Genomic DNA, 13,148 nt, shown 5'->3' with positions numbered 1-13,148 from the left:
CCTTTTATTCTACCATACCCACAGACAAGTTGCAGATAGCACGATCACGGCATCGCTATATACTTCCATACCTGTAGCCTGGCAAGCAAAAGAAAGAACAGCCGGACGAAAGATGAACTTCGTGGCTGTTCTTATGCTGGTAGATTTCCCTTACTTCAACTGTTCCTGTACATAACTCGGAAGCGCACCTTCATGTAACAGCCACAGCTCATGCAGCGCACGGGTACAGCCCACATACAGCAGCTTGGCGTCCCATGCCAGCTCTCCATAATGCTCTTGGTCGGCATCCGCCACAATAACTGCGTCGAACTCCAGCCCTTTGGACAGGTACACAGGCAGAACGGACAAGCCGCCTTCATATTGCTTTTTACCGCCGTCAATCAGATTTACGTCCAGCCCAGCATGTATGAAAACCTCATGAAGTTCTACAGCCTCTTTTAAGGTACGTGTCAGCACGGATACAGTGCGATAATCCTTGGAGGAAAGCTCTTTGAGAGCGGTAAGCAAATACTGTTCACGTCCGGATGTGTCATAAGATTCGGTACGCACCGGATCGCCACTACGAAATACCGGAACTGCTGTAATGCCGCCGCGAACTCCCTGCTCCAAAATTGTATTTGCAAATTCTATAATTTCTAGGGTTGATCTGTAGCTTCGAGTCAGTGCAAAATACGCCGTATGTTCTGGCGCAAAAAGAGAGCTCATTTCCTCCCACGCATGTACGCCACGGTATTCATGAATCCCCTGCGATAAATCGCCAAGTATTGTAAAGGAATGTCCTTTTACGAACAAATCCAGCAATGCGATATGAAAAGGCGAAAAATCCTGCGCCTCATCAATGACCACATGGTCAAAACGCTGAGACGATTCTACCTCATGAATCAGCACGTGGAGATACACCAAGGCAGTCAAATCCTCTTCGCGGATCACCTGATTTCGCAGGTCCGACTGTGTAGTCTTGAAAATAGCAGCCGGCAAAGAAGCCTTCATCTCCGCAGCCGTTTCTGCGGGTAATCCTTTGGCTGCCTGAAAAAGCTGCTTGTAAAGCGTCAGTGCGTCGTATTGAGGCCATTTTTTAGCATATGCCTTTTCTCGAGTTCCTGCTTTTTTCTTACGCTCCTTGAGTGCAGCCGCCGAAGGCGACTTTTTCAGCTCCATTTCAATCCAGCGATGGACTCTTGCAAGCACTCGCTCCTTCCGCTTCGCGAGCGGATAGGGCTTGTATTCTTCATTGAACCAATTCAAAATCTCAGCTCGCGGCAGCACAGCCCCATCCCAGGGTGAAAAGTCGCCTTCCGGTACCGAGATAGGCTCCAGCCGCTCCACAAATGCCTGAAGCAGCTTCATAAAGTGAACCGAACCTTTGAATCGTCCCGGCGCCTCGTCCATAGACTTCGTCCGCAGGCTGCCGCTCTCAAACCAATAAGATAACGTTTCGGCAGGGTCCGCCAGAGGTAAATCCAGCCCCAACAAATGGAGCGCCCAGTCCGCAAATGTACTTTGCTGAATATTTCCGACCCCCAGCTCTGGAAGTACATCTGAAATATAATCGAGAAACATATGGTTCGGCGCGAAAACGACCATCTTGTCCGCCGACACTTGATCCTTGTATTGATAAAGCAAAAATGCGAGACGATGCAGCGCTACCGTCGTCTTGCCACTTCCCGCTACCCCCTGAATAACGAGGGCTGTATTTTTGGCCGCACGGATGATCTGATCCTGCTCGGCCTGAATGGTGGATACGATATCCCGTAAACGGTTATCCTTGTTCTCTCCCAAACGGTAAACGAGAAATTCATCGGAAACGGCAGGCCCATCGCTTTCACGATTGTATGTATCAGCTACCCGTTCCAGAATTCTTTTACGGATGACAACGTTGCGTTTCAGATACACCAAGCCCTCAATCGTTCCCTCGGGAGCCTCGTAGGACGCGGTTTCTTCACCACCTGTAAACGAATAAAACAAGCTGGCAATCGGCGCACGCCAATCAATCACAAGCGGATACGCCGATGTCTCTTCACGCTCCACTCCGACTTTACCGATATACAGCGGCTTACGCTGCCCTCTGCCACGCTCGTCAAAATCCATGCGTCCAAAATAAGGCTCCTGTGAGCTTTTGGCCAAAGCCTGACGTTTTTCCTCCCGCGCAGATTCCAGCACTTGCTCCGTAAAATCATGTCCGGTGTATACCGGCGTATTGCGAAGCTGTTCCAATCTCCGATCAATTTCCTCCATAGCAAGCGACAGCCTGTGCTGTTCTTCTTGATAGGCACTTTGAAACTCATTCTCCATTTCAGTTACCTCCTAAGAATATCAAGTCTCGATTTCTGTATCTTTTTCACTTGCTCGACACAAAAAAAGGAAAGTAAGCGTAACACATTTAACCACAAAAATCCAATCTTACTTCCCAATACGCTTATTTTATATACGAAAGACCTCTTATTAAAACACAAACTAATGGATTACCCAGATATGGAGCTTTGCCGCAGCAGCGTAGCGGTGATTTGAATCCGAATATTAACGATATGGTTGCTTTGATATAAAAAACACCCCTTACAGCAGTAGGTTTTACGAATTAACCTGTCTGTTGTAAGGGGAACATATCACTTTGCGGACAGCCCTTTTTCATTAAAATGGGTCGGGTAGACATAAATATTCCAACATGATTGTAACTGCCAGTAAATCAGCGGAGCCACCAGGACTAACATTTTTTTGCACAAAATCATCGTTCATTCGATGGATCATGGCGACACCTCTCTCTGACAAGATACCGCCCGCCTCTAGCACCTGCCTGGCATATTTCTGGACATAGGTTAGCATCTCCCTATCGTGTCTACCAACGACATTCGTATCTTCGTTGACAACCATCAGTTGTAACAGGGTTTGAACACAAATATCATTCACATGGTATCGTTGCGATGACCTCAACTCACGATAAACGGGCAGAGCATACTCTCGCACGGTGGGAAAGCCTGCTTCCACCTCACCACGTATGCCCATCATACCCCACTCTTTATACAACCGTTCGCCGACCGTTAAGCCTGTTGATTTTTTCAGGGATGCAAGCTCACTCGCACATAAACCTTTGGTCATCTGAGCAATGGTCTCACAAATGATTTGTTCATCCAGCCTGCTGGCAGCTGCTCTTGTCGTGTAACAATACGCAGCAGCAGCACATATAATTCCTAACGAAAAAATAAGTCCTTTATGTGTGTTCACCCCGCCTGTTGCGGCAAACATAGCCTGTTCGGCTTCCTGTCCCAAGGGGCGTAGATTCGCAAATAGTATACGGAGATCCTCTCCATGAAAGGAACTTCCCGCCTTTGCACATCTTTCAAAGTAGCCGGAAAGTGCGGCCGCACTAGACATAAACGTAAAGAAGTCCATATCCTTGTGAGCACCACGATTAAACCGATCTACCAGTCCCGGCTTTGGGCTGGCAGAGACCTCTGTTAACAGCGCAAGGACAGCTTGTTGACCAAGAGGAATGACCATACTAACAACCTTCTTCTCTGGATTTTTTAATGATGATGAACGATCATGCTCGTTTGACTACTTGATGCTTTCGCTTATAACCGTCCACCAGTGCTTTGATAGCTTCCAGCAATTCGGGAAGTGCATGTGCTCTGCTCCGTCCACAACCATGCGCAGCCTGGTCGCACAGGAGACATTTTCGCTTGCCCAAGCCAAGTTCATCTCTGGAGATTGCCCTTTCATTGAGTCCAATCACATCCAGATCCAGTAATCTTCCTAGTGGATGCCCATCTTCAATCGCAATGACCAACCTTTTCAATATTCGTGCATCTGCCTGAACGGCAACATATGCTTCTGGGCCTGTTAGCAGATCATACGCTTCACAGTGCAGCGGTGTCATTTGGTTCACCGCCAGCTGACTCATCAAGATACGATAGCCTTCATGAAAAACGTATTTACTAGTTGGAGAGGACTTCTGTGGTCCCGGGATATTGATCGTCATGCTGATCAGAGGTACCGTGTACCTGTTGATCAGTTGTCTTTGTCTATCTGCCCGGTTTTCGCGTGCCTGTAGCATTTCTTCAAGGGTGACCACCTCATACGGATACATGTTATGACATCTCCCTGATACGCCTGATGATTTCTCCAACTTTCACTGACAATAAAAACTGATAGGTCGTGTCCGGTACAAGCTGCTTCACTTTATCCATTTGACCGAGACGGATATATTTGCGGACCGCAGAGGCGCTGATTGCCTCACCTTCCCATAGCAGTCGCGGTATTTCCTCCACGTCTATTCCAACGGAAGGCAGTAATTTTTTCATGCTCGTGTTGTACCTGCGGGTCAAGACACAGCTTGGCTCCTGACCGATATACCGTTTTTGAATATTTAGCAACGGAGCTATATACTGGATAAATATTTTTAAATCTAGTGATATATGCGTACTTGCTGCCTCTTCATCATTTTTGAGGAAGTAAGAAGGAAACGTTGCGCCTGAGATAATATAGTCTTTGCCTTTGTGCAAGACCACATTGGCTAAATGTCTCACGCCTTCTTCCACTAGTCTGTATCTGACATCTGAGGGAAAAATGGATCGGTCCTCCCAGACTACAAAAAGATGTACCTTTTCCCACACCGCCGCTGCATGCTCGATTAAGTGCAGATGTCCAAGTGTGAATGGATTACAATTCATGACAATCGCAGCCGAAGGCACGGGGTCCCCCGATTCCTGCAAAAGCTCTTGCTGATACTGCCTGACACCATCCCATCGGTTTTCCAACAAAACCGCCTTGGAGGATTCCTCCACGATTGGATAAAAGCCGAGATCCTTGAAAATTTGTTTATTGACTGGTTTTGTATAAATAAACAGGTGAGCCCTTCCCCTCCTGTATTCTTCATTTACTAAATGGCTAACGATTTGTGCCGATAGCCCCTGGTCTTTATAAGCTTCATCCACAGCAATGCACTTTAGTACACTGCCTGAAAAGGAACCTGTAGCGGCAATGTTGCTGCCATCTACAATTTCCATCGTATATTCAATTTGATGGTCTATTCTAAGACCTTGGCGCTTAAGGAAGTCGCGAAGCTTTCTTTGAGCGTCTTCAGAGGTTGGATTTAAAATCTCTTCACGCAAATGTTCCATCCACATAGCCATAATGATCACCATTTTTCTGCATGGAAGTCTGAATAAGTATGAATGGCGCATCCCACACTCTGCAAGCGAAAGGATAGGATGCGCATCCTGTTTATTTGTTCTGAAAAGACAATGTCTTTATTTTCTTACAACACCGCTTTGTTCTGCGACGATTTTTACTGCTTTACTAACTGCTGAGCTTATTCTTTTGTCAATCGCATCTGGAACGATATAGGTATCATCAAGCTCCTCATCTGTCACCAGATCTGCGATGCTTCTGGCTGCCGCTAATTTCATTTCCATCGTGATGTCCGTGGCTTTGGCATCAAACGCGCCTCTAAAAATACCGGGGAATGCCAGCAGGTTATTGATTTGGTTGTGAAAATCCGATCTGCCGGTCGCAACAATTCTTGCTCCGCCTTTGTGTGCTTCCTCCGGCAAAATTTCCGGAATCGGATTGGCAAGGGCAAAAATGATGCTTTCATTGCTCATGGTTTGCACCATTTCTGTTGTCATCACATCTGCAACCGATAAGCCGATAAAGATGTCCTTGCCTTTGATGACTTCTGTCAGGCTGCCTGTTTCTTTATCACGATTTGTCAGCTTGGCGATTTGCTGCTGAGGCTCATTGAGAGAGGTGTCGCCTTCGACCAAGGCACCATTCATATCGCAGAGGACTATACGCTTCGCTCCTGCAACAAGCAATAGCTTGGCGGTGGCAATCCCCGAAGCTCCTGCTCCATTGATGACGATGTGCACATCCTCTATTTTTTTGCCCACAAGTTTCAAAGCATTAAATAACCCTGCAAGCACAGCAACTGCCGTTCCATGCTGATCATCATGATAAACCGGGATGTTCAGTTTTTCTTTTAATTTGTCTTCAATATAAAAGCATTCTGGCGCCTTGATGTCTTCAAGATGAATGCCTCCAAAACCTGGGGCGATCACTTCAACCGTGCGCACAAACTCGTCTGGATCAGTGCTGTCGATACAGATGGGGAACGCATTCACCCCACCAAATTCTTTGAGCAGCAAGGCCTTGCCCTCAATGACGGGCAGCCCTGCCTCAGGACCAATATCCCCCAGACCCAGCACGGCTGTCCCATTCGTCAGAATCGCCACGGTGCTCCCTTTAATCGTGTATTCATAGGCTTTGCTCTTATCTTTGGCGATTTCCTTGCATGGCTCGGCAACGCCAGGTGTATAAGCTATCGCTAAATCCTGTTTACTTACGACCGGTACTGTCCCCGTAATCTCCAGCTTACCGTTTCTTACGCGGTGTGCCTGTAAGGCGGCTTCTTTTATACTCATAAGTTTGTTTGTACTGAGCAGCTGCTCAATACTTCCTCCTCTTGGTTTATAATTTTAGCGTCCTTGTTTCACTTGACGAATGACATCAATTACGGAACCATCACGATATTTGATCACACCCACAATTTTATCTTCCCATTGAATCGGCTCTGGTTTGCCGACAATCCGCGTAGCCTTCTCTTGCAACTCTTCGATCGTAAAGACAGGAAGCTTGGCGGCTTTCAAGCTAGCCAGGAGGTCCTGGCGGAGAGGGTTCACCGCGATGCCCTGATCGGTAACCAGTACGTCAACCGTATGACCTGGCGTGATAATGGTATTTACACGATCAAGAATAGCAGGCATTCTTCCGCGAATCAGCGGAGCGACGATGATGGATACTGCAGCGCCTGCGGCAGTGTCGCAGTGTCCGCCGGAAGCTCCGCGGATAACCCCATCGGACCCGGTAATTACGTTCACATTAAAATTCAGATCAATCTCGAGCGCACTCAGCACAACAACATCCAGTTGGTGAGCAGCGCAGCCTATATTTTCAGGGCTTGCATAATATTCCGCACAAATTTGTTGATGGAATTTGTTCTTTCTCAGCGATTCTACGGCACGCAGGTCGAAGCTCTGCACGTCCAAAAGCTTTTCAATCAATCCTTCTTCATGCAGGTCAACGATTTGTTGGGTAATACCACCCAGCGCAAAGCTTGCTTTGATATTGGCGGCAAGCATTTTTTCCCGCAGAAATCTGGTCGTTGCCAGTGCAGCACCCCCGGAGCCGGTTTGCAATGAGAATCCATCCACGAAATATCCGGATGCTTCAATCACATCTGCCGCATTTTTGGCAATTAACAGTTCCTTCGGATTCTTCGTGTAACGGGTAGCCCCTGAGACAATCCCCTTCTGATCGCCGATACGATCCACGACGACCACATAATCCACCTGGGTTTCAGGAATCGCGAATGGAGTGTTCGGATAGGAGACCAAATTGTCAGTGATCATCACAACATTGCGCGCATACTGTGCATCTACCATGGCATAACCCAGGGAGCCGCATGCCGATGGAGCTTCGTTTACACTGGAAGTTCCGTTTGCATTGCCGTATGCATCGCAAGAAGGAGCGCCCAAAAAGGCTACGTCAATCGGGCATTCCCCTGATGCAATCGCTCTTGCGCGACCACCGTGAGAGTTAATCGTCACCGGAATATCAAACAATCCGTAGGAATATGCCTGAGCCAGCTCGCCTCTAAGACCACTGGTCTCGATTCTGCGGATGACACCGTTTCGCACATGCTCTACCAACGGCGCATGAATATCCGTCAAGGAGCTGGCTGCCAGGACAAGATCACGAATACCCATTTGGGCGATTTTATCAATAACCATATTCACGATAAAGTCCCCGTTGCGGAAATGGTGATGGAACGAGATCGTCATCCCATTACGCAAGCCCGTAGCTTCAATGGCTTTCTCCATCGAATCCATGATTTTGTTTTTGGCAGGATTTCGCTGGCGGTCTTTTAACCGCTCTGTATTTTTAAATTGTCCGTAAGTCGATTTGCGATCAAAGGGAGTTATCGCATCAAGTCCCTCAATAGCTACAGGAATTTCTCTCCCAGCACCGTTTAACATAACATTCACCTTACTCTATATTTATTTTTGCCGCTTCCGCCAGATCAAGTACTCTACGTGCACGTTCTACAATCGGACGGTCAATCATTTTACCGTCGAGACTGATCACACCCGAGCCTTTTGCCTCCGCTTCGAGACTGGCTTCAATGATCCGCTTTGATTTTTTGATCTCTGCTTCTGTTGGCGTATAGATGCGATTTACAATCTCGATCTGACGTGGGTTAATAATGGATTTGCCATCAAAGCCTAGCTGTTTGATCAGCTTCACCTCGTTGGCAAAGCCCTCCTCATTATTTACATCCGAGTAGACTGTATCGACAGCAGCAATGCCAGCAGCTCTGGCTGCAAATAATATAAGGCTTCGTGCTGTCAGCAGCTCAATGCCTTCTGGCGAGCGTGTTGTCTTCAGGTCTGTGACAAAATCCTCCGCTCCAATGGCGATGCCGATAAGCCGCTTGCTGGCAACCGCAATTTGCGCCGCGTTCAATGCGCCCTTGCCACTCTCAACCGCTGCAAAAAGCTTGATTGTCCCTTGCTCCATGCCGATCTTTTGTTCAATTTCGGTAATCAATTCATCCGCCTCAATCACGTCATCGGCGGTCTCCGTTTTCGGCAATCGAATGGCAGTTGGCTTCGCTCGTACAATCGCTTCAAAATCGTCTCTGCCATACGGCGTATTGAGTGGGTTTACCCTGACCAGCACCTCGATGCCTCCGAAATCAAAGGTTTTCAAAGCCTGGTAAACCAGCAAACGTGCCGCATCTTTTTCGTATAGGGAAACGGAATCCTCAAGGTCGATCATAATCGAATCTGCCCCATAGATATGGGCGTCCCGGATCATCCCTGGGTTATTCCCTGGAACATACAACATGGTCCTTCTCAGTTTCTGCATCTATTCCGCCTCCCATGGTCGGCAGTCGCCCTCGACCACTCTGCTTACGGCTGTCATTACTCTAGCCTTAATGGCGCAATCCAGTGCGCCTTTATCATTCGCGCGGATATACGCATGCTCAATGCCCATTTCTTGTAATGTTTCGAGAATCACTTTGCGAATCTGGTTTCCAAACTGGTTCTCTACGGTACTTTTCAACTCGATTTCAATACCCTTCGTCTCGTTCGGCTCGATCGAAATCGTAATATCGCTTGATTCCAGTGTACCGGCCATGCCTACTTGCTGAATAATCAATGTCTACACCTCTTTTGCCAATTGGATGGTAGTTAATCCCCATCTTCAGGATTGCAAAACCTTATAAATCATTTGTGCCATATCTGAACCTGCTACAGGCTTACACATGTATTCATCAATGATCAATCTCTCCTTGTATGTCACCACAAGATCCTCGACGTAACCGGTAATCAGGATGATCTTCATACTTGGGTTGATTACCTTGATACGTTCAGCCAATTCCGTACCCGTCAGATAAGGCATGGCCTGATCCGTAATGACCAGATCGTAATGGTTTGGGGACTTTTCGAACCGCTGCAATGCTTCCACACTGTCTGATTCTGTCTCAACATGGAAACCATACAATTCCAGTCCTTTTCTCATCGCTTTCAATACTCGCTGTTTATCATCGACCAAAAGGATGCGCTTTTGTTCAGTAAATACAGGGTTCTTATTTATCTCTGTCTCTTTTGCTACAAACTCCGTTTTCGGCAGATACACCGTAAACGTACTACCCTTGCCCAGCTCCGAATCCACGGTAATAAATCCTTGATGTTTTTCGAGAATGCTTTGGACGATATACAATCCAAGCCCCGTACCCTCTCCTGTCGGTTTGGTTGTGAAAAAAGGATCAAAGATTTTCTGCAAGGTGTCATCACTCATCCCTCTCCCCGTATCCGAGACAGATAAAGTAACGTAATCGCTGACTTCCAGGACGTTCTCGCGGATTTTTTTTATCTCTTGCAAGGGAATGGTATCCAATATGATTTTTAGTTCGCCACCGGTTGTTTTCATTGCTTGGTAGGCATTGTTGCACAGGTTCATAATGACTTGATGAATCTGTACTTTATTTGCAAAAATTACGGCTGAATCTACCCGTTTTTTGAATACAGCATTCACTTTGGGCGAGAGGAAGGATTTTATGAGTCCCAGTGCCTCTTTGACCTGCTCTTCAACTTTGACCGGAGCGTTTTTCTTGACCTTTCCACTCTCCAGCCGGCTCAATAGCAGGATTTCCTCGATTATCAATCTTGCTTTCTCGGAAGCATCATAAATCTCACTGACGTAATCATAAATTTCTTCAGTAGGTTCTATCCTGCTAAGAAGGATTTCTGCATAGCCTCTGATGGGGGTCAGCAAATTATTGAAATCATGGGCAATTTCCCCTGATATCGTACCGATTAACTGTAGCTTCTGCGAGTGCTGCAATTGTAGGTCTTTTTTTCTCAATAGTTCGTTTTTGTTATTCAGTTCCCGCAAATACCTCGTCTCGTATTCCAGAGCCTCTTTATTTTTCTTCGTCCTCATGATGATATAAACGGCACAAGCCAACGTCAGGACGATCATTGAAAAAATCTCAATGGTTTTAATTTTATTTTTTTCAATCGGTTCTCTCACATCATCGTAGTTCATGGCGGCGGCTACCACCCAAAACGAATCACCGAGATGAAAACGGGAAAATGCCTCGATCTTTTTCGTCTTGGTATAGAATTCGTCACCCCACCAGTACGAATCGTAGAAAGCTGAGCCTTGTTCCTGGGTAAGCTGCATTTTGAACAGTTTCTCCAGGTCGCGGTAATCAAGTCCCGGGTATTTGGCCTTAATCGCTGAGAGCGATAACCCGATATTTGCTTCGCTCGGGTGCATGAGATAGTAGCCTTGCTGATCCTTGACATGGATATAACCCTTGGTCCCCACACGAATCGGCTTCAACAGCTTCTCATACACAGCGTTTAGATTTACCACACTGATGAGCGCACCTTGAAATTTCCCATCGAGATAAACAGGCTGAAACAGATGCACAATGTAATTACCTTTATTTTCTATCTTAGCGCTTGCAATGAATGGTTTTTTTTCTCGCAGCACCCTTTGTATATCATTCTTGATTAATTCATAGGCTTTAATCGTATCCGTATGATTGCGCTTGGGAAAAGTGTGTACTATTTTCCCCTCCAGGTTTACCTGGCTAACCCGATAGATGCTATCTTTTTTGGCGGCATAATAAGCAGACAGGTTTTCGTCAATCACGGCTTCATTCTTATTTGCTATGGCGAGCGACATCTGCCGGTTGCCCGTCAATATTTGCAGCGTGTGCATTTGCTCATCGAAAAAGGATTCAATTGACGTGCTGTTTAGCTTGGCAATCGTTAGCAATTGCTGCTGCTGCTGTTCAATTACGGTACGTTCTCCGTCCATATACGAGCCGTAGGCCATCCACAGCAGAACTAGAAAAGAAATCGGAAGCGCTAGCATCGTGATGAATGAAAAATGGCTTCGAAAATGAAACAGTATCTCTCTTTGAAATCTCATCCTGTTTTATCATCTCCATCGAGCTACTAGCCCATGAGTCCCTAGTGCTAGGCTAGTTCGCTTCCGATTATATCAGCTATTCACGTTCGTCTACTAAATAGTGTCTCAAGACAACTTCATTGTAATGACAAGATCTTAAAGTATCCTGTCAAATTATTAATTTTTTTTAAGGTTTCACTCCCTTAGTGTGTAATATATCGCAGCAGGAAAATAGCAAGTGTTACCGTTGCTGCACCACCGAGACGTGTGGATACCTGGGCAAATGGCATGAGTCCCATTCTATCGGCTGCAGAAAGGATCGCAACATCCCCTGTTCCACCTTGACTGCATCGAGTAGAAGTAATAATCGCGGCTTCAATCGGATACATTTTCATCCACTTACCAGCAAAATATCCACCCACAACCACGGTTAATACAGTTACAAAAATGGTGATGAAATAAGTAGGGCTAATTACAGAAATCAGTGCCTCCCATGGTGTTTTAGCAACACCTACTGCAAGCAGGAGCGGGTACGTTACGGCGATCACAAAGAAACGTTGCATCTGTTGCGCTCCGTCTTCAAGGAATTTGGGCAACCAACCAAAATATTTGGCCAGGAATGCCGCAAAGAGCATGACGATCGGACCAGGCAGACCAACAAACTCAGCGGCTAAGGTGCCTAACATGAAGAATCCGATAGCTAAAATGGCTCCGGCAGCCATTTGGTAAAGATCAAGCGGCTTTTTGTTTTTATCCTCTGCAAGTCCCAAAACATCGCTATCCCCTGTTTTGAGCAGCGTGCCGTTACCGGTAAGTTCCGGTTTTTTATCCCCCAGTTTTTTCAACAAGCCGGACAGGATAATAGCACACAAGCTACCCAACATGACCGCAGGAATAACCATGGCAAATTGTTCACCCTGGGTCGAACCTAAAATTTGGCTGTAGCCGATAGAGAGTGGAATCGCACCTTCACCAACGCCTCCCGCCATGATAGGAACAAGAATGTAAAACAAGGTATCATACGCGGAGATTCCCAAAGCCACACCTGTAAGCAAACCGACGCCTGTTCCGAGAATGGACCCGATCGTCAAAGGGACAGCCAATCGAACGACCGCTTTTATCATCAGTTCCCGGTTCATACCAAGGATACTGCCAGCGATAACAATTGCGATGTACACATACAGGAAATTGGTATTATCCATAAAGTCAGTAACGGAATCAATGGCTGACTGCGGGAGAAGATGAGCATACACCATGTAAGAAGGAACGAACGTTGCCATAATTGCAGCGCCGCCGATATCCTTCAGAATAGGAATACGCTTTCCAATTTCCGCTAGAATAAAACCATACAATACCATGACAGATACAGCCCCAGGCATATCACTATCGAGCTTTCCGGAGTTCATCAGCAAGTAGACAACAGCCATAAACGGGATGTAAAGGCCTACAGGAATGACACCTCCAATCTTGTAATTTAACACCTTTTTCCATTTGGAATTTGTTCGTGGCTGTAGCTTAAGCTCTGCGGCTTCTTGTAGATTATTAGTGACCACTTGATCGCCTCCTTGAGATCAATCTGCGTTTTATCCTCGAATCAATCGCTAACCCAGGTATTTACAAGATTTGTAGTAGAACGCTTTTTCACTCATTGGATGATTCGA

10 protein-coding genes are annotated in these 13,148 nt (G+C 46.5%); all 10 read right to left on the bottom strand.

Translation table 11 applies throughout. The features are described from left to right. Positions 1–150 precede the first annotated feature (150 nt). The gene (locus tag ACWGOO_RS19780; protein ID WP_452486205.1) at positions 151–2,292 is read right to left on the bottom strand and encodes a HelD family protein; all 2,142 of its coding nucleotides are present in this window, start codon (positions 2,290–2,292) and stop codon (positions 151–153) included. Between the two features lie 336 nt (positions 2,293–2,628). Beyond that, positions 2,629–3,495: a triphosphoribosyl-dephospho-CoA synthase CitG gene (citG, locus tag ACWGOO_RS19775; protein ID WP_452486203.1), complete on the bottom strand. Its 867-nt coding sequence runs from the start codon at positions 3,493–3,495 to the stop codon at positions 2,629–2,631. Positions 3,496–3,538: 43 nt separating this feature from the next. Further along, positions 3,539–4,084, bottom strand: coding sequence for a citrate lyase holo-[acyl-carrier protein] synthase (gene citX, locus ACWGOO_RS19770; RefSeq protein ID WP_452486201.1), 546 nt, complete (start codon positions 4,082–4,084; stop codon positions 3,539–3,541). Between the two features lies 1 nt (position 4,085). Next, complete coding sequence (gene citC, locus ACWGOO_RS19765; protein ID WP_452486200.1) at positions 4,086–5,117, bottom strand: [citrate (pro-3S)-lyase] ligase; 1,032 nt, start codon at positions 5,115–5,117, stop codon at positions 4,086–4,088. Between the two features lie 129 nt (positions 5,118–5,246). Next, a complete protein-coding gene (locus tag ACWGOO_RS19760) occupies positions 5,247–6,419 on the bottom strand; it encodes an NAD(P)-dependent malic enzyme (RefSeq protein WP_452486198.1) in 1,173 nt (390 codons plus the stop codon). A 54-nt stretch (positions 6,420–6,473) separates the two neighbouring features. Continuing rightward, a complete protein-coding gene (gene citF, locus ACWGOO_RS19755; RefSeq protein WP_452486196.1) occupies positions 6,474–8,033 on the bottom strand; it encodes a citrate lyase subunit alpha in 1,560 nt (519 codons plus the stop codon). Between the two features lie 10 nt (positions 8,034–8,043). After that, positions 8,044–8,925 (bottom strand): citrate (pro-3S)-lyase subunit beta, encoded by an 882-nt coding sequence (gene citE, locus ACWGOO_RS19750; RefSeq protein WP_452486194.1) that lies wholly within the window; start codon positions 8,923–8,925, stop codon positions 8,044–8,046. Further along, entirely contained in the window at positions 8,926–9,219 is a 294-nt protein-coding gene (gene citD, locus ACWGOO_RS19745; RefSeq protein WP_452486192.1) for a citrate lyase acyl carrier protein, read from the bottom strand. A 45-nt stretch (positions 9,220–9,264) separates the two neighbouring features. Next, on the bottom strand, positions 9,265–11,508 hold the full coding sequence (locus tag ACWGOO_RS19740; RefSeq protein ID WP_452486191.1) for an ATP-binding protein: 2,244 nt from the start codon (positions 11,506–11,508) through the stop codon (positions 9,265–9,267). 182 nt (positions 11,509–11,690) lie between these two features. Next, positions 11,691–13,040: a 2-hydroxycarboxylate transporter family protein gene (locus ACWGOO_RS19735; protein ID WP_452486189.1), complete on the bottom strand. Its 1,350-nt coding sequence runs from the start codon at positions 13,038–13,040 to the stop codon at positions 11,691–11,693. Positions 13,041–13,148: the final 108 nt, after the last annotated feature.

The sequence above is a fragment of the Paenibacillus sp. NPDC055715 genome, from assembly GCF_053617595.1.
This window is presented reverse-complemented; position numbering and strand designations above follow the sequence as displayed.